18 protein-coding genes are annotated in these 22,554 nt (G+C 67.4%); 5 read left to right on the top strand and 13 right to left on the bottom strand.

Annotation, left to right across the window (positions count from 1 at the left end):
* Position 1: 1 nt before the first annotated feature.
* Entirely contained in the window at positions 2-1,060 is a 1,059-nt protein-coding gene (locus ACYX4P_RS07870) for a YeiH family protein (protein ID WP_248119535.1), read from the top strand.
* On the opposite strand, the gene ACYX4P_RS07865 is transcribed toward ACYX4P_RS07870, so the two are convergent.
* Together ACYX4P_RS07865 and rlmJ are read right to left on the bottom strand one after the other, a co-directional pair.
* Positions 1,057-1,788 (bottom strand): glutamine amidotransferase-related protein, encoded by a 732-nt coding sequence (locus ACYX4P_RS07865; RefSeq protein WP_248119534.1) that lies wholly within the window; start codon positions 1,786-1,788, stop codon positions 1,057-1,059. The two genes, ACYX4P_RS07870 and ACYX4P_RS07865, sit on opposite strands and share 4 nt — an antisense overlap.
* A gap of 310 nt (positions 1,789-2,098) precedes the next feature.
* Positions 2,099-2,905 (bottom strand): 23S rRNA (adenine(2030)-N(6))-methyltransferase RlmJ, encoded by an 807-nt coding sequence (rlmJ, locus tag ACYX4P_RS07860; protein ID WP_248119533.1) that lies wholly within the window; start codon positions 2,903-2,905, stop codon positions 2,099-2,101.
* 116 nt (positions 2,906-3,021) lie between these two features.
* Between rlmJ and ACYX4P_RS07855 the strand changes: the two genes are divergently transcribed.
* Complete coding sequence (locus ACYX4P_RS07855; protein ID WP_248119532.1) at positions 3,022-4,044, top strand: DNA topoisomerase IB; 1,023 nt, start codon at positions 3,022-3,024, stop codon at positions 4,042-4,044.
* Between the two features lie 101 nt (positions 4,045-4,145).
* On the top strand, positions 4,146-6,545 hold the full coding sequence (locus ACYX4P_RS07850) for a TonB-dependent receptor (protein WP_312572528.1): 2,400 nt from the start codon (positions 4,146-4,148) through the stop codon (positions 6,543-6,545).
* A 54-nt stretch (positions 6,546-6,599) separates the two neighbouring features.
* On the opposite strand, the gene tdh is transcribed toward ACYX4P_RS07850, so the two are convergent.
* Genes tdh through ACYX4P_RS07800 form a run of 10 tightly spaced genes read right to left on the bottom strand, consistent with a single transcriptional unit; the run spans position 6,600 to position 18,480 of the window.
* Positions 6,600-7,652 (bottom strand): L-threonine 3-dehydrogenase, encoded by a 1,053-nt coding sequence (gene tdh, locus ACYX4P_RS07845; RefSeq protein ID WP_312572530.1) that lies wholly within the window; start codon positions 7,650-7,652, stop codon positions 6,600-6,602.
* A 12-nt stretch (positions 7,653-7,664) separates the two neighbouring features.
* Complete coding sequence (locus ACYX4P_RS07840; protein WP_248119529.1) at positions 7,665-7,985, bottom strand: barstar family protein; 321 nt, start codon at positions 7,983-7,985, stop codon at positions 7,665-7,667.
* A complete protein-coding gene (locus tag ACYX4P_RS07835) occupies positions 7,986-9,176 on the bottom strand; it encodes a glycine C-acetyltransferase (RefSeq protein ID WP_248119528.1) in 1,191 nt (396 codons plus the stop codon).
* Positions 9,177-9,218: 42 nt separating this feature from the next.
* Positions 9,219-10,133 (bottom strand): DUF4232 domain-containing protein, encoded by a 915-nt coding sequence (locus tag ACYX4P_RS07830; RefSeq protein ID WP_248119527.1) that lies wholly within the window; start codon positions 10,131-10,133, stop codon positions 9,219-9,221.
* A gap of 60 nt (positions 10,134-10,193) precedes the next feature.
* Complete coding sequence (gene mce, locus ACYX4P_RS07825; RefSeq protein WP_248119526.1) at positions 10,194-10,616, bottom strand: methylmalonyl-CoA epimerase; 423 nt, start codon at positions 10,614-10,616, stop codon at positions 10,194-10,196.
* Positions 10,613-12,772, bottom strand: coding sequence for a methylmalonyl-CoA mutase (gene scpA / locus ACYX4P_RS07820; RefSeq protein ID WP_248119525.1), 2,160 nt, complete (start codon positions 12,770-12,772; stop codon positions 10,613-10,615). Before scpA ends, mce begins: the two co-directional genes overlap by 4 nt.
* The gene (locus tag ACYX4P_RS07815; protein WP_248119524.1) at positions 12,769-14,151 is read right to left on the bottom strand and encodes a methylmalonyl-CoA mutase family protein; all 1,383 of its coding nucleotides are present in this window, start codon (positions 14,149-14,151) and stop codon (positions 12,769-12,771) included. The genes scpA and ACYX4P_RS07815 overlap by 4 nt, the downstream gene beginning before the upstream one ends.
* Positions 14,151-16,130 carry an acetyl-CoA carboxylase biotin carboxylase subunit gene (locus ACYX4P_RS07810; RefSeq protein WP_248119523.1) on the bottom strand — a complete coding sequence of 660 codons (1,980 nt, stop codon included), beginning with the start codon at positions 16,128-16,130 and terminating at the stop codon, positions 14,151-14,153. The genes ACYX4P_RS07815 and ACYX4P_RS07810 overlap by 1 nt, the downstream gene beginning before the upstream one ends.
* Positions 16,131-16,138: 8 nt before the next feature.
* Entirely contained in the window at positions 16,139-16,933 is a 795-nt protein-coding gene (locus ACYX4P_RS07805; RefSeq protein WP_248119522.1) for a hypothetical protein, read from the bottom strand.
* A gap of 11 nt (positions 16,934-16,944) precedes the next feature.
* Positions 16,945-18,480, bottom strand: coding sequence for an acyl-CoA carboxylase subunit beta (locus ACYX4P_RS07800; RefSeq protein ID WP_248119521.1), 1,536 nt, complete (start codon positions 18,478-18,480; stop codon positions 16,945-16,947).
* Positions 18,481-18,611: 131 nt separating this feature from the next.
* On the opposite strand from ACYX4P_RS07800, the gene ACYX4P_RS07795 reads away from it, so the two are divergent.
* Entirely contained in the window at positions 18,612-20,048 is a 1,437-nt protein-coding gene (locus ACYX4P_RS07795; RefSeq protein ID WP_248119520.1) for a helix-turn-helix domain-containing protein, read from the top strand.
* 7 nt (positions 20,049-20,055) lie between these two features.
* Positions 20,056-21,027, top strand: coding sequence for an oxidoreductase (locus ACYX4P_RS07790; protein ID WP_248119519.1), 972 nt, complete (start codon positions 20,056-20,058; stop codon positions 21,025-21,027).
* 61 nt (positions 21,028-21,088) lie between these two features.
* On the opposite strand, the gene pyk is transcribed toward ACYX4P_RS07790, so the two are convergent.
* The gene (gene pyk, locus ACYX4P_RS07785) at positions 21,089-22,534 is read right to left on the bottom strand and encodes a pyruvate kinase (protein WP_248119518.1); all 1,446 of its coding nucleotides are present in this window, start codon (positions 22,532-22,534) and stop codon (positions 21,089-21,091) included.
* Positions 22,535-22,554 lie beyond the last annotated feature (20 nt).

The following is a 22,554-nucleotide window of genomic DNA, read 5'->3' as shown; positions in this document are numbered from 1 at the left end:
CATGAAATCCGCCGCCCTGCCCGCCCCCATCGCCGCGCCACGCCTGGCGAGCGTGAAGGCGTTCGGCGGCGCCATCCGTCCCGGCGTCATGCTGTGCCTGCTGGTGACGCTGGCCGCGATCGGCCTGACCAGCATTGAGCGCGACCTGATCGGTCACGTCTGGCTGGAGCCGCTGGTCCTGGCCATCCTGCTGGGGGCCGCCGTCCGCACTGCCTGGACCCCGGACGTGCGGTTCAAGGCGGGGATCGACTTTTCGGCCAAGACCCTGCTTGAGGTCGCGGTGGTCCTGCTGGGCGCCTCGGTCAGCGCCGCGACCCTGTCGGCCCTGGGCGCGGCCTTCGTGGTGGGCATCTTCGCGCTGGTGGCCCTGGCCATCATCGCAGGGTTCGGCGTCGGGCGGGCCCTGGGCCTGACCCCGCGCATGGCGCTGCTGGTGGCCTGCGGCAACGCCATCTGCGGCAACTCCGCCATCGCCGCCGTGGCCCCCGTGATCGATGCGGATGGCGAGGAGGTCGCCGCCTCAATCGCCTTCACCGCCGTTCTGGGCGTGATCGTGGTCCTGGCCCTGCCGCTGCTGGGCGGCCTGATCCATCTGAACGGCCTGCAATACGGCGCCCTGGCCGGCCTGACCGTCTATGCGGTGCCCCAGGTTCTGGCCGCCGCCGCCCCGTTCGGCGCCGTCGCGACCCAGACCGGCACAGTGGTCAAGCTGGTGCGGGTGCTGATGCTGGGGCCGGTGATCTTCGCCCTGTCGCTGCTTTTCCGCGACCGTGCGCCCGGCGCCGCAAAGCCCGGCCTGACCCGCCTGCTGCCCTGGTTCATCGTCGGCTTCCTGGTCATGATCGCCCTGCGTTCGCTGGACCTGATCCCGCCGCCTGCCCTGGCGCCGATGGCCGCCGCCTCCAGCCTGCTGACCGTCGTCGCCATGGCCGCCCTGGGCCTGCAGACCGACATCCGCGCCGTGGCCCGCGCCGGGGGACGGGTCGTCGCCGCCGTCGTCCTGTCGCTGGGCGCCCTGGTCCTTCTGGCGCTCGTGCTGATCCGGCTTCTGGGGCTCTAGATTCCGCTGCCCTGATCCTCCACCGGCGGCGGAGTCAGCAGCAGGAAGGCGCGGATCCAGGCGGTCAGCACAGCCCGGTCGTTGGGCCGCTTCAGACTGTCGATCGCCTCGTCCGCCAGATCATGCGGGATGCGCGCCCCCCGCCGTCCCTCGATCAGGGCCGCCGCATAGTCCGGCTGAAATTCCGGGTGGCACTGAAACGAAATGGCGTCCTCGCCCCAGGCCAGACCGGCATAGGGGGTAAAGCCGCTGGAGGCGATCACCCGCGCATCGTCCGAGATCGCGACCACCTGATCCTGATGCGACACCGGAATGGCGATGGTCCGCGCGCGCGGATGCATCCACGGCTCGTTCGCCCGCACGTCATAACGGTGCAGCCCCACGCCCCAGCCCTTGTCCGACTTCTCCACCACCCCGCCGAACGCATGGGCCAGCGCCTGATGGCCGAAGCAGATGCCGACCAGCCGTGTCCGCCCCCGCGCCGCCCTCAGCCAATCGACCAGCCGGGGTATCCACGGCAGATCTTCATAGACCCCCGCCGCCGAGCCGGTGACGATGGCCCCCTGAAACGCGGCGGGATCGTCGGGCAGATGGCCCGCCTGCACATTGAACCGCGTCGTCGGCACGCCCTCACCCAACAGCGCCCGGAACCGCGCCGGATAGTCGTCGAAGTCGTCCTTCAGATGCTCGGGCGGATGGCCGGTTTCCAGAATGGCGATGCGGGTCATGGGCGGAACCCTAGAGCCTGATCCGTTGAGATGGAATCGCTTTGCGATTTCATCGATGCGGTGAATCAGGCTCCAGATATGAGCGAGAGCCTGATCGTTTTAGCCGATTGCATCCCGGGCGCCAGCCGAAACGGGGTCCAGACATCGCAATCGACGCGCGCAATCCCTTGCCGCACAAGGGTTTGCGGCGTTCATTACCCAATCGACCTATGGCGCCCCCGACCTGGGTTATGATGACCGATCGGTCTTTGACATCGTCGTCCGCGACAAAACTTGGACTCGTTGGACTGTTTTTTCGGGGTCCAGGAATTCAGAAGGTCCAGACCTCGGCCTTGCCGCCGGCCTCGCCCAAGGCGTTCGCCACCCAGCCGCACACCTCGCGCGCCGCCGTTTCCGCACCGGCCAGCGGATTGACCACCACCATGGCGCAGCCGTTCATCTTCATCGGATTGGTCAGCGGCCTCAGCCGCGCCTCCGCGACCAGCGTCGGACCCGCCCGCCCCTGCAGCTTGCGGATGAAGGCGTCGAAGGTCTCCATATCCTTCAGCGGCGTCCAGATCGCCACGGTCGCCGACGGATCGCGCCGCACGATGGCGACCGCCGTCTCGGCCGAGCGGATATAGTCGTCGGGCTTTTCGAACGGCGGGTCGATCAGCACCAGCGGCCCGCGCGCCCTGGCCGCCTCGGCGACCGCCAGAGCATAGCCGTCGCCCTCGCGCGCCTCGGCGTTCGCCCGCCCCGCCAGCGCCTCGGCCAGCATCCGGCGCACCGGCGGGTTTAGTTCAAACCCGACATAGCGCCCGCCGGGCGCCAGGGCGTCCGCGATCAGCAGCGGCGATCCCGGATAGAACCGCACCCCGCCGTCCGGGTTGAACCCCGCCACCCGGTCGGCCAGGGCGTCCATCACGGGCGGGCGCCCTTGGGCGGTCATCAGCCGCGCCACGCCGGCCTCGGCCTCCTTCGACCGCGCGCCATCCCCCGACAGATCGTACAGCCCCGCCCCCGCATGGGTGTCCAGCACCAACGGCGGCCGGGCCTGCCTGACCAGCCACAGCACCAGGGCGTGTTTGACCAGATCGGCGAAGTTTCCGGCGTGAAAGCTGTGGCGATAGTTCATGCCGCCTCGTCCCCCGCCGCGCCTCAGGGGTCAAGCGGAACTCACGACCTCGCCCCTGCGTTCGTCGCTCGTCTTCGGCAAGCGGCTGAAAGACCAATGAAAAGGAAACGCGGCGGATGGCCGACGGATCGCAGGCTTTCGACATCGCCGCCGAGGTTCCCCAGGGCCTCAGCTATTGCAGCGACGAGTTCGCGGGCCTGACCCGCCGCCGCGCGGGCAAGGGCTGGTCCTACAAGGACGCCAAGGGCCAGACTGTCACCGACGCCAAGACCTTGGCCCGCATCCGCGCCCTGGCCATTCCGCCCGCCTGGACCGATGTCTGGATCTGCCCCAAGGCCAACGGCCATATCCAGGCCACCGGCCGCGACGTGAAGGGCCGCAAACAGTATCGCTATCACAACGACTGGAGCACGGCCCGGTCCGAGAACAAGTTCGACAAGCTGCCGGCCTTCTCGCGCGCCCTGCCCAAATTGCGTGACAAGGTCGAGCACGATCTGGGTCTGCGCGGCGTTTGTCGCGACAAGGTGCTGGCCACCGCCGTCCGTCTGCTCGAGATCACCCTGATCCGCGTCGGCAACTCCATCTACGCCAAACAGAACCGCAGCTATGGCCTGACCACGCTGCACAAGCGGCACCTGGACGTGGACGGCGCGGCCCTGACGTTCGAGTTTCGCGGCAAGAGCGGCAAGGACCACAGCGTCAGCGTCAAGGACCGCCGTCTGGCCCGCGTGGTGCGCGAGTTGGAGGGCCTGCCGGGACAGCAGCTGTTCAAATATCGCGCGGCGGACGGCACGCTATGCCCCGTCGATTCCGACGACGTGAACGCCTACATCCGCGAGGCGATGGGCGAGCAGTTCTCGGCCAAGGATTTCCGCACCTGGGCGGGCACTGTCTCGGCGGCGCGGGCGCTGCGCGACATGGAGGGGGCGACCTCGCCCACCGACGCCAAGCGAAAGATCACCGTCTGCGTCAAGGCCGTCGCGGGCCTCTTGGGCAACACCCCCACCGTCTGCCGCGCCTCCTACGTCCACCCCAAGGTGTTCGCCCTGTTTGAAAGCGGCGAGATCGCCACCACCTTGCCCGGATCGGACACCAAGGGGTTCGAAAAAGCCTTGATCAAACATCTGCTTGCCGCCTGACCTCAGCGGTTCTCACGACTGGCGTTAGAAATCCCCATTTGATCGCTAGGATTTAAGCCCCTCCTCTTCTCGCTCGGCGCGTCATGTCGCCGGAGGGGACCATGAGAACATCCGCAACCGCCCGAGGCCTGCTGTCCGCCACGGCGATCCTGGCCTGCCTGGCCGCGCCCGCCGTCGCTATCGCCGCGCCGGATGAGACCGCCGCCCCCCAGGTGAACACGCCCAGCGTCGCCAGCGTCGGCGACATCGTCGTCACCGCTCGCCGCCGGGACGAGCGGGCGCAGGACGTGCCCATCGCCCTGACCGTGGTGAACGAGGAGCTTCTGGATCGCACCGGCGCCTATAACGTCGGCCAGGTGACGCAACTGGCCCCCAGCGTCCAGATGCTGACCTCCAACCCGCGCAACACCGCCATCACCATCCGGGGCCTGGGCGCCAGCTACGGCCTGGCCAACGACGGGCTGGAACAGGGCGTCGGCATCTATGTCGATCAGGTCTATTACGGCCGTCCCGCCACCGCGACCCTGGATTTCGTGGATCTGGACCGGATCGAGATCCTGCGCGGCCCACAGGGCACCCTGTTCGGCAAGAACACCACCGCCGGCGCCCTGAACATCACCACCCAGGCTCCGTCCTTCACCCCCGAAGGCCGCGCCGAACTCAGCGTCGGCGACTACGGCTTCCTCCAGGCCAAGGCGGCCTTCTCGGGGCCCATCGTGAACGACAAGGTGGCGGCCCGCTTCTCGGTCGTCTCCACCCGGCGCGACGGGGTGCTGGACAATGCGACCACCGGCCAGAAGCAGAACGGCCAGCAGTCGATCAGCCTGCGCGGCCAGCTTCTTTTCCAACCCACCGACCAGCTCCGCGTTCGCCTGTTCGCCGACTACGCCGACCTGACGCCCGACTGCTGCACCCAGGTCTATGTCAGGGTGGGCGACACGCAAAAGCCGCTCGATCAACGTTTCGCGGCCCTGGCCGCCGGCCGCGGCTATAGGCCCGCCAGCACCAATCCGTATGATCGGATTGCGGATGTGGACGGGGCGATCCAGGCGGACCAGATCCACCGGGGCGTCTCGGCCATCGTCGATTACGACTTCGGCTGGGCCACCCTGACTTCGGTCTCGGCCTGGCGGTCCTGGGACTGGGGACCCAGGAATGACCGCGACTACACCGCCCTCGACATCACGCGCCAATCGGCCAACCCGTCCTGGCAGGACCAGTGGAGCCAGGAGCTGCGCCTGTCTTCCAACGGCGCCAACCGCATCGACTGGACAGCGGGTCTCTACGCCTTCCATCAGGCGGTTGAGACCCACGGCGTCACCGAATACGGCCGCGACGCCAGCTACTGGCTGATCCCCGCCTATCAGCGCGTCGCCGGGGCGCCCTTGGAGCGCGTGCCCGACGGCTTGCTCGACGGCTACACCGTCTTCAACGACAGCCGCATCGAGACGGATTCCTACGCCGCCTTCGCCCAGCTGACCTGGAACATCACCGACCGGCTGCACCTGACCCCCGGCCTACGCTACACCAAGGAGGAAAAGTCGGGCCGCTACGCCGCCACCACGACCGGCGGCCTGGCGACGACGGACAGCACCTATATCTCCCGGCGCAACGGCATCGCCCGCCCGCAGGCCTATGAAGCCAGTCTTTCGGACGACGACCTGTCGGGCCAGGTCTCGCTGTCCTACGATTTCAGCGACGATGTCCTGACCTACGCCAGCGTCGCGCGGGGCTATAAGTCGGGCGGCATCAACATGGCCGGCATCCCCAATCTGCCGAACGGCCAGCCGTCCCTGACCAACGCCGTGGTCAAGCCTGAGGTGGTCACCACCTACGAGCTGGGCCTGAAGACCCAGGCCTTCGACCGCCGCCTCACCGCCAATCTGGCGGCCTATCGGACGGATGTGGAGGACTATCAGGCCAATGTGGTCGACAGCGGCCCCGGCGCCCTGCGCGGCTATCTGGCCAACGCCGACAAGGTGGTGATCCAGGGCGTCGAACTGGACGCCTTCGCCAGGCCGAACCAGCACCTCGACCTTTACGCCAATGTCGCCTGGACCGATGCGAAATACGACGCCTTCGCCAACGGCCCCTGCCCGCTGGAGCGGATCGGCACGACCACCGTCGCCTGCGACCTGTCGGGCCAGTCGTTGCCCGGCGTCTCGCCTTGGGCGGCGTCGGTCGGTGGGGAACTGCACGGTCCGGGCGGCTTCCTCGGTTTGCCGGGCGAGTTCTATGGCGGCGCCGACGCCAGCTACCGCTCCGCCTACAACTCCGACGCCTCGGTCTCGCGCTACACCGAGATCGAGGACTATACGATCCTCAACCTGCGCGCCGGTTTCCGCGCCGAGAACGGCTGGGAGGCGTTCGTCTGGGTCAAGAATGCGCTGGACGAGGACTATCTTCAGTTCGTCAGCGTCCAGTCTGGCAACTCGGGTCTGGTCATCGGCTACCCCGGCGACCCACGCACGGTTGGGATCACGCTCAGGGCGCGGTACTGATCACGAAAAAGGGGCGGCCGACGGGCCGCCCCTTTAATCTTCAATGTCCTCGTTTCAGGCCGCCTTATCCCAGTCCAGCACCACCTTCCCCGACTGTCCCGACCTCATGGCCTCGAAGCCTTCGCGGTAGTCGGCGTAACCCAGCCGATGCGTGATCAGCGGACTCAGGTCCAGACCGGCCTTCAGCAGGCCCAGCATCTTGCGCCAGGTGGTGAACATCTCGCGCCCATAGACGCCCTTGATCGTAAGGGCCTTCAGGATGATCGCACCCCAGTCGGTCTCCATCGGCTTGCCGGGAATGCCCAGCATGGCCATGCCGCCGCCCATGATCAGGGTGTCGACGCACTGTTTGAAGGCCACCGGCGATCCCGACATCTCCAGCGCCACGTCGAACCCGACCTTCAGGCCCAGTTCCTTCATGACGTCGTGGATGTCTTCCTTTGTGGTGTTCACGGTGCGGACGCCCGGCGCCACCTTCTGCGCCAGGTCCAGCCGGAAGTCGTTGATGTCGGTCAGCACCACGGTGCGGGCGCCCGCGTGACGCGCCACGGCGGCGGCCATCATGCCGATGGGACCGGCGCCGGTGACCAGCACGTCCTCGCCCAGCAGATCGAACTGCTGGGCGGTGTGAACCGCATTGCCGAACGGGTCCAGGATCGAGCCGATCTCATAGGGCACCTCGTCGGGCAGTTCGATCACGTTGAAGGCCGGGGCCACCACGAACTCGGCGAAGGCGCCCTGGCGGTTCACGCCGATGCCGCGCGTCTTCGGGTCCAGATGGAAATGCCCGGCGCGGGCGGCTTCGGAGTTCAAGTCGATGACATGCCCCTCGGCCGAGACGCGCTGACCGATCTTGAGGGGACGATCCACCTCCTTGCCGATGGCGACGATCTCGCCGGCGAACTCGTGGCCGGTGATCATCGGGGTCGGGACGTTCTTCTGGGACCACTCGTCCCAGTTCCAGATGTGGATGTCGGTTCCGCAGACGGCCGTGCGGTGCACACTGATCAGCACGTCCTCCGGCCCCGCCTCGGGCACTGGCGCGTCGATCAGCTCCAGGCCGATGCCGGGCGTGGTCTTGGCCAGGGCTTTCATTGTTTCCGACATGAAGGCGTCTCCTTAAAAGTCTTTGTCAGCCGGTCCGGCCTCGCCATCGAAGGCGCGAAAGGTGAAGCGGGATCGGGGCTCGTTTTCGGCATCCCGCAGAACGCCGGTCAGAATATCGAAGTCGGCGCCCATCGCCGTCGCCGAAGCTGTCGCATAAGTCCACTCCAGCGTCGTCGGCTTGGGCCAGATCGCCACAAGAACGTCGAACAAGGCGTCCAGGTTATGACCGATCCAGTCTGGCGTCCCTTCCACCTTGTCCACGGCGGCGTAGAAGTCCGCGCGGCTCAGGATCGTGCGCCCGTCGATGCGAACGAGATGCGCCGGCGCTTCCATTCAGATCACGCCCAATTCCCGTCCCGCTGTCGTGAACGCCTCCACCGTCCGGTCGATCTGGTCAAACGTGTGCGCCGCCGACATCTGGGTGCGGATGCGGGCCTGGCCGCGCGGCACCACCGGGAAGCTGAATCCGATCACATAGACGCCCAGCTCCAGCGCGCGCGCCGCGAAGTCCTGCGCCAGTTTGGCGTCGCCCAGCATGACCGGAATGATCGGATGTTCGCCGTCCAGCAGGGTGAAGCCCGCGTCCGCCATCGCGCCGCGATAGCGATGGGCGTTGGCCGACAGGCGGGTGCGCAGGGCGTCGCCTTCCTCGCCTTGCGCGATGCGGATCGCCTCAAGGCTCGACCCGCAGACAGCCGGCGCCAGGGCGTTTGAGAACAGATAGGGCCGCGCGCGTTGTTTCAGCAGTTCGACCACCGACTTCCTGGCGCAGATGAAGCCGCCCATGGCCCCGCCCAGCGCCTTGCCAAAGGTGCCGGTCACGAAGTCCACCTCGACCCCGTGATGGGCGAACGATCCGCGTCCCTTGGGACCCAGGAAGCCGGTCGCATGGCAGTCGTCCACCATGATCAGGGCCTCGTACTTGTCGGCCAGCGCGCGGATGTCCTTCAGCTTGGCGATATAGCCGTCCATCGAGAAGGCGCCGTCGGTGGCGATGATGATGTCGCGCGCACCCGCCGCCCGTGCCACCTTCAGCCGCGCCTCCAACTCGTCCATGTCCGAGTTGGCGAACCGATACCGCTTGGCCTTGCACAGCCGAACGCCGTCGATGATGGAGGCGTGGTTCAGGCTGTCCGAGACGATGGCGTCGTTCTCGCCCAGCAGGGGTTCGAACAGGCCGCCGTTGGCGTCGAAGGCGGCGGCGAACAGGATGGCGTCCTCGAACCCGAGATAGCCCGCGATAGCGGCCTCAAGCTCCTTATGGATCTCCAGCGTGCCGCAGATGAAGCGGACCGAGGCCGTTCCCGCCCCCCACTTCTGCTGCGCCGCGATCCCCGCCTCGGCGACACGCGCGTCGCCCGCCAGGCCCAGATAGTTGTTGGCGCAGAAGTTCAGCACGTCGCGCCCCGCGACCTGGATCATCGGCCCCTGACGCGAGGCGATCACCCGTTCGGGCTTGGTCAGCCCCTGCGCCTCGATGTCTGTCAGTTCGCCGGCGACGCGGTCGTAGAAGGTCTGGGTCATGGGTCGCGACCTACGCCGATTTTCGATCTGTTTCCACCCGCCTCAGGTCGTCGGCGGCGGGTTGGCCTCGGCCCGGATCGGGCTGACGCGGATGCGTCCGCCGCACGGACTGAAGGTGAAGGGCAGGCTGACGGCGGCGGTGTCGCTGGGCGCCGTCAGCTTCAGCGTCGCCGCCTCGGGACAAGTCTTCTGCATTGTCTCGTCGGGCATGACGTTCCACGACAATTCAAACCAGGCCTTGGCCTGGGGCGCCAGTTCGACCGGCGTCGGGGCCTGGCCCTGACGGAAATAGCTGCCAGGGCTCTGTTCCGCGCGGATCGACGACAGGGTGCGTCCGCGGCCGTCCTGCAGGGTCACGGTCGGATAGCCGGTCAGGCTGCAGGCCTGGGCGCCGATATTCTGAAGGCTGAAGTTGCGCACCCGGTTGCCCATTCCCGCGTCGCCGTCGCCGGCCGCCAGCTTCAGCTGCGGCCCCTTGCAAGGCATCGCGGCCGGCAGGACGCCGCCGGGCGCCGGCGTGGGCGTCTGGGCGGGCGTCGGCATCGGTCCCGGCGTCAGGTCGGCGCCGGGGATCGGCCGCGAGCAGCGTTCCAGCACCGCCACCCCCGTCGTCCCGTCCGGCCCCAACCGGCTCAACGTGCCGCTCTCCTGGCCGTCGCGGGTCGCCGTCCACCACTCCATGCCCGCGCCGACATAGCGGGCGCCGCTGGCCGACTGCACGGAGCGCAGGGCGTAGGCCTGGTTCTGATAGGTCAGTTGCGCGCTGTCGCTGTCGGCGTATTGCACCTGCAGGGTCGCCCCGCTTTCGCAGGCGTAGCCGACCGATGGCGCGGTCGAGGTCTGGGCCGGTTGCGGCTCGGCCGGGGCGGTCGGCTGCTCGGGCGCCGGCTGCGAACAGGCGGCCGCGCCGGTCAGGGCGGCGATGGCGACGAATGCGGTCAGGCGATGCGACATCATGTCATGTCCTCTGTTTCGCCATCAACGAGCGAACCGCCTGAAAGGCTCCGCTTGGCGCGCTCAGTGATCGCCTTTCGGCGTCTCCATCAGCTCGATCAGCACCCCGCCCATGTCGCGCGGATGCAGGAACACCACCGGCGTCCCGTGCGCCCCGATGCGCGGCTCGCCCGTGCCCAGGATGGTCACGCCCTTTGCGCGCATCTCGGCGACGGCGGCGTGGATGTCGGCGACCTCGAAACAGACGTGGTGCTGGCCGCCCTTGGGGTTGTTGGCCAGGAAGCCGACTATGGGACTGGTCTCGTCATAGGGTTCGATCAACTCGATCTGGGCCGTCGGCGTATTGACGAAACAGACCTTCACCCCCTGGGCCGGCAGATCGAACGGCTCGCCGATCTTCGTCGCGCCCAGCACGTCCCGATACAGCCTGATCGAGTCCGCGATTGAGGGCGTCGCCACGCCGACGTGGTTCAGGGCGCCGATCATGGCTTGTCCTTGTTGGGCGCGGGCTGGGCGTAACCCAGGCGCTGGTTCAGTTTCTCGATCAGGTCGACCGCGGTGTCCGCAATGGCCGAGCCGGGCGGATAGACGGCCGCCGCGCCCATATCCAGCAGCGGCTGGACGTCCGAGGGCGGGATGACGCCCCCCACCACGATCATGATGTCCGGTCGCCCCAGCCGCTCCAGCTCGGCCTTCAGTTCCGGAACCAGCGTCAGATGCCCCGCCGCCAGCGACGAGGCGCCGACCGCATGGACGCCCTTCTCCACCGCATCGCGCGCGGCCTCGGCCGGGGTCTGGAACAGGCTGCCCGCCGTGACGTCGAAGCCCAGATCGCCATATCCGGTGGCGACCACCTTCTGGCCCCGGTCATGGCCGTCCTGGCCCAGCTTGGCGATCAGGATGCGCGGCGGGCCGCCGTCGTTCTCCACAAAGGTCGCCACCATGTCGCGGGCGCGGGCGAAGCGCGGGTCACGTCCCGCCTCCTTGGCGTAAACGCCCGAAACTGTCTGGACCGTCGCCACGTGACGCCCGAAGGCCGCCTCCAGCGCATCCGAAATCTCGCCCACCGTCGCCTTGGCGCGCGCGGCCTGAACCGCCAGCTCCAGCAGGTTGGCCTTCCCCCGCGCGCCATTGGTCAGGGCCTGAAGCGCCGCATCGGTCGCCGTCTGATCCCGCTCGGCCCGCAGGCGTTTCAGCTTGTCGATCTGGGCGGCCAGAACGGCGGCGTTATCGACCTTCAGCATCGGAATGTCGTCGACGACGGCGTTCAGATATTTGTTCACCCCCACCACGGTCTGCTGGCCGGTGTCGATCCGGGCCTGAGTCTTGGCGGCGGACTCCTCGATCCGCAGCTTGGGAATGCCCGCCTCGATGGCCTTGGCCATGCCGCCCAGCGCCTCGACCTCGGCCATGTGGGCGCGCGCTCGCTGCGCCAGTTCGTGCGTCAGCCGCTCGACATAATAGCTGCCGCCCCACGGGTCGATGACCCGCGTCAGCCCCGTCTCCTGCTGCAGCAGGATTTGCGTATTGCGCGCGATCCGAGCCGAGAAGTCGGTCGGCAGGGCCAGGGCCTCGTCCAACGCATTGGTGTGCAGGCTCTGCGTCTGACCGCCGGCCGCCGCCATGGCCTCGACCATGGTGCGCGGCACATTGTTGAACACGTCCTGCGCCGCCAGCGACCAGCCTGAAGTCTGACAGTGGGCCCGCAGCGACAGGCTCTTGGGGTTTTCCCCGCCTTCGCGCTTCACCGCCTCGGCCCACAGCAGGCGACCGGCCCGCATCTTGGCCACCTCCATGAAATAGTTCATGCCGATGGCCCAGAAGAAGCTGAGACGCGGCGCGAACCGGTCGATGGGCATGCCCGCCGCGACGCCGGCCCGCAGATATTCGATCCCATCCGCCAGGGTGTAGGCCAGTTCGATATCCGCCGACGCCCCCGCCTCCTGCATGTGATAGCCGGAGATGGAGATGCTGTTGAACTTGGGCGTCTCCTGCGCCGTCCAGGCGAAGATGTCGGCGATGATCCGCATCGAGGGTTCGGGGGGATAGATGTAGGTATTGCGGACCATGAACTCCTTCAGAATGTCGTTCTGAATGGTCCCGGTCAGCTTGGCGTGATCGACGCCCTGCTCCTCGGCGGCGACGACATAGAGCGCCAGGATCGGCAGCACCGCCCCGTTCATCGTCATCGACACCGACATCTGGTCCAGCGGTATCCCGTCGAACAGGGTCCGCATGTCATAGATGCTGTCGATGGCCACGCCCGCCATGCCGACGTCGCCCTTCACCCGAGGGTGGTCGCTGTCATAGCCTCTGTGCGTCGCCAGGTCGAAGGCGATGGACAGGCCCTTCTGCCCCGCGGCCAGGTTGCGGCGATAGAAGGCGTTGGATTCCTCGGCGGTCGAGAAGCCCGCATATTGCCGGATCGTCCACGGATTGCCCGCATACATGGTCGGATAGGGACCGCGCACGAAGGGGGCGAACCCCGGCAGGCCGTGAAGCTGCTCCAGCCCGTCCAGCGCCTGCGGGCCATAGGCCGTCTCGACCGTCAGCCCCTCGGGCGTCTTCCATGGATCGCGGACAGGCCCCTGCCCGGTCGCGCCGAGGTCCAGGGCGATCTTGCCGAAGTCGGGAAAGGTCATTGGCCTGCCTCCTCGAAGGATGCGGCGAAGCGGATGGGGGCCAAGGGTTCGCAGACAAGCTGGACGGATGCGGCCGCGACCTCGGCGCCTTCGACCGGAGCCGCGCGCACCTCGGCGTCGACGTACTTCGTCACGCCGACGATCTGGGCCGCGCCCTGGCTCAAGGCCGCCTCTCGCACCTGACGCGCCCGTGCGATGCGGGGTTGGATGACGCCGCCCTTCAGCGCCTCCACCAGACCGCCCTCGGCCTCGATGGCCTGGAACTCGGCCCAGCCTGCCAGGGCCAGATCGTGCGTCCGCGCGTCCAGATACCAGCTGCCCGCCGCCGGATCGTCGACCCGGCCCAGATTGGCTTCCTCCATCAGGACCAACTGCATATTGCGCGCCTGTCTGCGGGCGAAGGCGTCGGGCCGCCCTGAGGCGCGGGTGAAGCCGTCCAGCACCACAACATCCGCCCCGCCGACCGCGCCCGCGAACCCCGCCGCCGTCAGGCGCAGCAGGTTGGGCCAAGGGTCGCGCGCCGACAGCATCCGCCGCGACGACCTCGCCTCAATGACCGCAGGCGTCTGCCCCCCGAACGCGCGGGACAGATTGGCCCAGATCAGCCGCATGGCCCGCACCTTCGCCAGGCTGTCGAAATATTCCTGATCGACCGACAGGCCGACGACCACGCCCTTCAGCGCCGCCTCGACCGACAAACCCGCCGCGACCGCCGCCTTCACATAGGCGACCGCGCCGGACGCCGCGAAGGCCAGTTCCTGCGCCGCCGATCCACCTGCCTCATGCGCCACGCGCCCGCTGGCCAGGAACAGGCTGGCGTCGGGATAGACGCCCGCATGGCGCACGGCCGCATCAGCCGCCGCGCCCAGATCGTCGTCGATCCCGCGCGGCGATCCGCCCGCCTCTGCAAAGGCCGAGATCGGGTCCAGATGGAAGCGCAGCATGGCGCGGGGCGAACCCTTGGCCACGACCGCCAGCGCCTCCGCCGCCTCGACGCCCGCGAACCCGGCGTCCAGCGCCACCGGCGCCAGCTCCAGCGCAACGCCGTCCAGCGCCCGGCCCAGCGTCGCCGCATCCGCCAGCACCCCGCCGCTGATCAATACCGACGCCGCCCCTTCCTGCAGATCGGTCAGAATGGCGGCGTTCACAGCCTCGGCGTCATCGCCCTCGACCGAGGTGCGCAGATCCCACGCGCGGCCTTCGGCGTCCGATGGACGGGGTGCGAACACCGGCTGAACCCCGGTCGCCCCGGCGTACAGCGGCCGCGTCACCAGTTGGTCGGCATCCAGATGCAGCAGCGATTCCAGCGGCCGGTCCTTCAGGGCCTTCTGGGCCGCCTCACGCCATTCAAGCGGCGTGGGCGTAGCGAAGGATGACATCACCCGAACTCCACCAGCACATCATCCGCCGCCACGGGATCGCCGTCCTTGGCGCCGACGGCCTTCACCACCCCGTCCCGCTCGGCCTTCAGGATGTTCTGCATCTTCATGGCCTCGATGATGGCCACGGTCTCGCCGGTCTTGACCTCCTGGCCCACGACCACCGGGATCGACACGACAAGACCCGGCATCGGCGACAGCACCATCTTCGAGGTATCCGCCACCGCCTTCTCCGGCAGGCGAGCATACATTTCGGCGACATGGGGGCGCAGCACCCGCACCCGCGCCCTGGCCGCGCGGTGACGGATGTCGAAGCCGTCGGCGACGCGCTTGACCTCGGCGGTGAAAGCCTCGCCGTCCAGATCGGCCTTGAACTGGGCCAGGCCGGGCCGCCAGTCGATGTCCGACAGGCGGATGTCGCCGCCGCCCGTCAGGGTCAGGATCATCTCCTCGTCGTCGTCATAGGACAGGCCCACGCCGTGCGGCGTCTTGTCGATCATCACGATCCAGTCGGTGCGGTCCGAAGGGTCGCCGTCCTGCTCGGCGATCACCTCGTGCATCGCCAGGGCCGAAGCGATCAGGATGCGCTCCTGTTCGACCGTCGGCTTCAGCCCGTGGAAGCCGTCCGGGAACTCGTCCTTGATATAGCTGGTCGACAGTTGGCCCGACTTGAACCGGTCCTGATCCATCACCGCCGCCAGGAAGGGCACATTGTGGCCCAGGCCCGCCAGATGGGTGTCCTCCAGGGCGCGGGCCATGCCCTCGACCGCGTCCGCCCGCGTCTCGCCCCAGGCGCACAGTTTGGCGATCATGGGGTCGTAGAACATGCTGATCTCGTCGCCCTCGCGGACGCCGGAGTCATTGCGAACCGTATAGCCGCCCTGATCGCCTTCCTCCGGCTGCTCATAACGGACCAGCCGCCCGATCGACGGCAGGAAGCCGCGATAGGGGTCTTCGGCGTAGATGCGGCTCTCGATGGCCCAGCCGTTGATCTTCAGGTCCTTCTGCTCGAAGGCCAGCGCCTCGCCCCAGGCCGAACGGATCATCTGTTCGACCAGATCGACCCCCGTGATCAGCTCCGTCACCGGATGCTCGACCTGCAGACGGGTGTTCATCTCCAGGAAGTAAAAGCTCTTGTCCTGCCCCGCCACGAACTCGACCGTGCCGGCCGAGTCATAGTTCACGGCCTGGGCCAGGGCGACGGCCTGCGCCCCCATGGCCGCGCGGGTGGCCTCGTCCAGCAGGGGCGACGGCGCCTCCTCGATGACCTTTTGGTTGCGGCGCTGGATCGAGCATTCACGCTCGAACAGATGGACCACATGGCCGTGCTTGTCGCCCAGCACCTGAATCTCGATGTGGCGCGGATCGACGATGAACTTCTCCAGGAAGACCCGGTCGTCGCCAAAGGCGTTCAGCGCCTCGGCCTTCACCGCCGCGAAACCCTCGGCCATGTCGGCGTCCGAATGGGCCACGCGGATGCCCTTGCCGCCGCCGCCGGCCGAAGCCTTGATCATGATCGGATAGCCGATCTCGTTGGCGATCCTGACCGCCTCGTCCGGCGTTTCGATCAGGCCCATATGGCCCGGCACGGTCGAGACCCCGGCCTCAGCCGCCAGCTTCTTGGAGCTGATCTTGTCGCCCATGGCCTCGATGGCCTCGGGGTTCGGGCCGATGAAGGCGATCCCCTCGTCCCTCAGCCGCCGCGCGAACCCGGCGTTCTCGCTCAGGAAGCCAAAGCCCGGATGCACGGCCTGCGCCCCCGTCTGGCGCACCGCCTCGACGATCTTGTCGGCCAGCAGATAGGACTGCGCCGCCGGCGCCGGCCCGATCAACACCGCCTCGTCGGCCATCTCGACCGCCAACGCCCCGGCGTCGGCTTCCGAATAGACCTGCACCGTCTGGATGCCCATCTTGCGGCAGGTCTTGATGATCCGAACCGCGATCTCGCCCCGGTTGGCGATGAGGATTTTGGAGAACATGGAAAGGCTCAGTTTCGCGTTGAGTTCGGCCGTAATGCAAGCGCCTGACGCAGGCGCGCCACAAAGGCGTCTTCAGGGTCATTGATAGGGACGAGGGACTGCATATTGAGAGGAAAACGCTCCCGAGCCCGGTTCTGAGTGCGGAACTCTACGTCGATTTGAAGCGGAAACCCGCCACTGGCCGGATAGAGGCCCCCATTCGAATTCCGGAACGCCAGCAAGGTTTGGCCAACTTCAAGAATATACGGCTTGGCGCACTCTCCTCCGCCCAAACCCGCAGTGTCGGAAGCAGCGATGAAGGCAAACCCTTGATCGCCGGGGCGATCCGACAACCAATCTGGCAAGGCATTGATCGTGCTCCGATCTACCGGCAACATCTCCGATGGAAGCACCTGTGGACCGAAACCCCTAACCCGAAGATCCTCGGTCTGGAGATAGTCCGGTAAGGGCCGGCCGACCTTTAACGTTTCGACCGGTTCAAGCTTGAACACGAACTCGTCGGTGAATTCGGGATAGTCCGAAGGCACCTTCAAATCTCCATAATTGAGATACCACGAACCCTCCGAATAGGTTCGGTTGACGAGGTATTTGGCCACCACCCTCACGATTTGGATGGTTTCAGCCTTGGCAGCGATCTGGGTCGGCAGATCACTTCCGACGTAACGACCATCGTCTCCGAATTTTACCGATGAGCAGGCGCTGGCCGCCCCACTGGCCGATGCGGTAGCGACCGCACAGACCAAAGTGACCATCACTACCTTGGCTTTTAGAGACCGAGCTTTTTCCACACAGACAACCGTCATGTTCAGCGCCCTTAAAGCGGAATGTTGTCGTGCTTCTTCCAGGGGTTCTCCTGGACCTTGTTCTTCAGCGTCCGCAGCGCCTTCACCAGCCGACGCCGCGTCCCGTGCGGCATGATGACGTCGTCGATGTAGCCCAGGCCCGCCGCCACGAAGGGGTTGGCGAAGCGGTTCTTGTATTCAGCCTCGCGCGCGGCCAGGGCCGCCGGGTCGCCCGCCTCCTTGCGGAAGATGATCTCGACCGCCCCCTTGGCGCCCATGACGGCGATCTCGGCGGTGGGCCAGGCGTAGTTGACGTCGCCGCGCAGGTGTTTGGAGCTCATCACGTCATAGGCGCCGCCATAGGCCTTGCGCGTGATCAGGGTCAGTTTCGGCACGGTCGCCTCGGCATAGGCGAACAGCAGCTTGGCGCCGTGTTTGATCAGGGCGCCGTATTCCTGCTTGGTGCCCGGCATGAAGCCCGGCACGTCCACCAGCGTCACCAGCGGAATGTCGAAGGCGTCGCAGAAACGCACGAACCGCGCGGCCTTGCGGCTTGAATCGATGTCCAGCACGCCCGCCAGCACCTGGGGCTGGTTGGCGACGATCCCGACCGTCTGGCCGTCCAGCCGCCCGAAGCCGGTGATGATGTTCTTGGCGAAGTCGGCCCCGATCTCGAAGAAGTCGGCCTCGTCGACCACCTTCAGGATCAGCTCCTTCATGTCATAGGGCTGGTTCGGGTTGGCCGGGATCAGGGTGTCCAGCGACGGCTCGTCCCGCTCGGGCTCGTCATAGCTTTCGCGCACTGGCGGCTTTTCACGGTTCGACAGCGGCAGGAAGCCGATCAGGCGGCGCACCTCCGACAGGGCCTCCAGATCGTTCTCGAACGCCCCGTCCGCCACGCCCGACTTGCCGGCATGGACGCGGGCGCCGCCCAGATCCTCATGGCTGACCACCTCGTTGGTGACCGTCTTCACCACGTCGGGGCCGGTCACATACATGTAGGACGTGTCCTTAACCATGAAGATGAAGTCGGTGATGGCCGGCGAATAGACGTCGCCGCCTGCGCACGGGCCCATGATCACGCTGATCTGGGGAATGACGCCGCTGGCCAGCGTGTTCTGCAGGAAGATATCGGCGTAACCCGCCAGGCTCTCGACCCCCTCCTGGATGCGCGCGCCGCCCGCGTCGAACAGGCCGATGATCGGCGCGCCCGTGGTCAGGGCCATCTTCTGCAGCTTGACGATCTTCGCCGCATGGGCGCCCGACAGCGAGCCGCCGAAGACGGTGAAGTCCTTGGAGAAGACATAGACCAGCCGCCCGCCGATAGTCCCGCGCCCCGTCACCACCCCGTCGCCGGGGATGCGCTGATCCTGCATGCCGAAATCGTGGCTGCGGTGCTCCACGAACATGTCGGTCTCCTCGAAGGAGCCCTCGTCCAGCAGCACGTCGATGCGTTCGCGCGCCGTCAGCTTGCCCTTGGCGTGCTGGGCGGCGATACGCTTTTCCCCGCCGCCCAGTTTCGCGGCGGCGCGACGACGCTCCAGTTCTTCAAGGATGGCTTGAGTCATGATGGATTTACGCCTCTTGTTCGTGGAGGAAGGCGTGGCGCCTTCATTGCAAACATGCAAACGCAACTTTGCAAAAAGTGTGGAACTGCGCCGACTTGCAAAGGATTTTCTTATGATTTGCAAAACTGCAAATGGCTGAGAAGCTTTTTCTCGGCGCAAAACTTCGCAAGCTGCGCGAGGCGCGCGGCTGGACGCTTGAGGCGTGCGCCGAACGTCTGGGCCTGTCGCCCTCCTATTTGTCGCAGATCGAGACGAACCAGCGGCCGGCCACCGCCCGGGTGCTGATCGCCCTGACCCGCGCCTTCCATGTGGACGCCAGCCTGTTCGATCTGGAGGGCGACGCGCGACTGCTGGCCGACCTGCGCGAAGCCACGACCGACATCGCCGGGCCGACGACCGGCGGCGCCGAGCCGCCCACCGCCGCAGAGCTGAAACAGGCGGTCGCCAACCTGCCGAGACTGGCGCGCCAGTTCCTGGCGCTGCACCAGACCTTCCGCCGTCTGGACGAGCGGGTGAAGGCGCTGGACGACACCCTGGGCCGCGACGAATACGGCGCCAGCGTCGCCCTGTTGCCCTATGAGGAGGTGCGCGACTTCTTCCACTATCGCGACAACTATATCGATGCGCTGGACACGGCGGCCGAGGCGCTGGCGGCGACCCTGCCGCAGGCGGGTCAGGTCGAGCGGGCGCTGGAAACGGCCCTGGCTCAGACCCACGGCGTGCGGGTCGTCTACGCCGCCGGGCAGGAGGCGCTGCGCCGCTATGATCCGACCAGCCGTGTCCTGACGCTGGACGCCTGGCAGCCGGGGGCCAGCCGGTCGTTCCAACTGGCGCACCAGCTGTCCCTGCTGTCCTTCCGCGACCTGATCGAGGCGGAACTGGATCAGGCCGCCTTCCGCACCGACGCCGCGCGCGCGGTGGCTCGCGTCGGCCTTGCCAACTATGCGGCGGGCGCGCTGCTCTTGCCCTATCGCGCCTTCCTGGAGGCGGCGCGGGAAGAAAAGCACGACATCGACCGGCTACTGACCCGTTTCCAGGTCAGTTTCGAACAGGTCTGCCACCGGCTGTCGACCCTGCAGAAACCGGGCTGGCGCGGCGTGCCCTTCTATTTCGCCCGCGTGGACATGGCTGGAAACATCACCAAGCGCCACAGCGCGACACGGTTCCAGTTCGCCCGTTTCGGCGGCGCCTGCCCGCTGTGGAACGTGCATGAAGCCTTTGCGGCGCCTGATCGGATCGGGGTGCAGTTGGCCGAGATGCCGGACGGGTCGCGCTACATCTCCATCGCCCGCAGCGTGTCCAAACCCAGCGGCTCATACCTGGCCAACGACCGCCGCTACGCCTTGTCGCTGGGGTGCGAGGTCGAGCACGCCTCGGCCCTGGTCTATGCGGCCGGCCTGGACCTGAACGGTCCGGCCACCCGCATCGGCGTCAGTTGCCGCATCTGCGAGCGCACCGACTGCACCCAGCGCGCCTTCCCGCCCATCGACCGCGCCCTTCACGTGCCGGAGAACGAGCGCGGGGTGGTGCCCTATGTGCTGGATGGCCCGCGCCCGGACCGCTATTGATCGGGGCATGACCTTATACGATCCGATCGGCGTCGCTGTCATAGGCTACGGCCTGGCGGGCCAGACCTTCCATGCGCCCCTGATCGCGGCCACGCCAGGCCTGAACCTGCGCGCCGTCGTCTCGTCCCGGCCCGAGGCCGTGCACGCGGACCTGCCCGAGGTCGAGGTCTTGCCTAGTCTAGGCTCGGCGTTGGCGCGCGATGACATCGGCCTGATCGTCGTCGCCACGCCCGACGCCCTGCACGCCGAACAGGCCATTGCGGCGCTGGAGGCCGGCAAGTCGGTCGTGGTCGACAAGCCCTTCGCTGCGACCCTGGCCGACGCCGAATCCGTCGCCGCCGTGGCGAAGACAGCGCCGGGCGTGTTCAGCGTGTTCCAAAACCGCCGCTGGGACGCCGACTTCCTGACCCTGCGCCGCCTGATCGACGAGGGCGAGTTGGGCGAGGTCGCCGTGTTCGAAAGCCATTACGACCGTTTTCGCCCGATCGTCACCGACCGCTGGAAGGACCAGCGCGACGGCGGGGTCTGGGCCGACCTCGGCCCTCACCTGATTGACCAGGCCGTGCAGTTGTTCGGGCCGCCGCTAGGCGTCTATGCCGACCTTCAGCCCCAGCGTCGAGGCGCCACGGGCATCGACTACGCCCACGTCCTGCTGCGCTACGACCGGCTGCGAGTGATCCTGAACATGGGGCATCTCGCCGCCGAATCCGGCCTGCGCTACGTCGTGCATGGTGACGGCGGCAGCTTCGTCAAACACGGGCTGGACGCTCAGGAGGGGCAGTCCAAGGCGGGGATGCGTCCCGGCGGCGCCGACTGGGGCGTCGACCCCTCGCCGGGCGTTCTGACTCAGGTGATCGACGGTTGCCCGGTGCACTCGACCCCGAGCCCAGAGCGTGGCGACTATCCAGCCTTCTACGCCGCAATGCGGGACGCGATCAGCGGCAGGGCCTGCCGCCCGTCCCCGCCGATCAGGCCCTGACGACGATGCGGATCATCGACGCGGGCCTGCGCAGCGCGACGGAACGGCGCGAGATCGCGCTTTAGCTCCGCTTGCGGCCCTTCGACGTCGCCGCCGGCGCATGGGCCAGTCGCAGCAGATTGGCCGCGCCTGGCGCCCCGAACGGCGTTCCGGCCAGGATCAGGATGCGCTGGCCCGGATCGGCTAAACCATATCGCACGGCGCTGTTCACCGCATCGTCCGTGACCGCCTCCAGCGAATCCGGTTGCTCGCCCAGGCGCGGCTCCAGTCCCCAGACCAGGGCCAGCCGGCGCGCGGTATTCGGATTGGGCGTCAGCACCAGGATGGGCTTCAACGGCCGCTCGCGCGCCATCCGTCTGGCGGTGCCGCCCAGCGTCGTGAACACCACCAGACAGCCTGTCGAGGGCGCATTGGCGGCCATGCGCGCGGCGCCGACGAGGGCGTCCACGTCATGTTCGTCCATGCCGGCGTGTTCCGCGCCCATCAGGCTGGGCCACATCGGATCGCGTTCGACCCGTTCGATGATCCGGCTCATGATGCCCACGGATTCCAGCGGATAGTCGCCCGACGCCGTTTCGGCCGACAGCATTAGGGCGTCGGCGCCTTCATACACGGCGTTGGCCACGTCGGTGGCCTCGGCGCGGGTCGGGGCGGGCGCGCTGGTCATGGATTCCAGCATCTGGGTCGCAACGATCACCGGCACGCCGCGATTGCGGGCCGCGCGCACGATCTGTTTCTGCGCCACCGGCACGTCCTCGGGGTCCAGTTCGACCCCCAGGTCGCCGCGCGCGACCATGACCCCGTCGCAATAGTCGAGGATGGCCTCCAGATCAGCCAGAGCCGCCGGCTTCTCGATCTTGGCCAGGCACGCCGCCTGACCGTTCACGATCCGCTTCAGCTCGGCCATGTCCTCGGGTTTCTGCACGAAGCTCAGAGCCACCCAATCCACGCCCATCCGCAGCGCGAAGGCCAGGTCTTCGCGGTCCTTGGGCGTCAGAGCCGACACCGGGATCACCGCCTCCGGCACGGCCACGCCCTTGCGGTCCGACAGTTTGGAGCCGCTCTCGACCGTCACGTCGGCCCAGTCGTCGGTGCGTTCGCCGACGCGCAGGCGCACCCGGCCGTCGTCCAGCAGCAGCAGCATCCCGGGTCGCAGGGCCTTGAAGATTTCGGGATGCGGCATCTGCACCCGCGTTTCGTCGCCCGGCGTCGGGTCCAGGTCGAAACGCATCGTGTGGCCTGCCTTGACCGCGATCTCGACGTCCTTGAACCGCCCCAGCCGCAGCTTGGGCCCCTGCAGGTCGGCAAGCACGCCCAACGGACGCTGCAACGCCATCTCTGCGCCGCGCACCGCCTTGAGGGCGGCGGCGTGATCCTCGTGCGAACCGTGGCTGAAGTTCAGGCGGAACACGTCCACCCCGGCTTGGGCCAGCGCCTTGACGGTGCTGGGCGCGCGGCTCGCGGGCCCCAGGGTCGCGACGATGCGGGCGCGGCGGGCTCTGTTCATGGATGTTTCCTGTCAGCTCT

This window comes from Brevundimonas sp. ABV4_179, from assembly GCF_056311945.1.
This window is presented reverse-complemented; position numbering and strand designations above follow the sequence as displayed.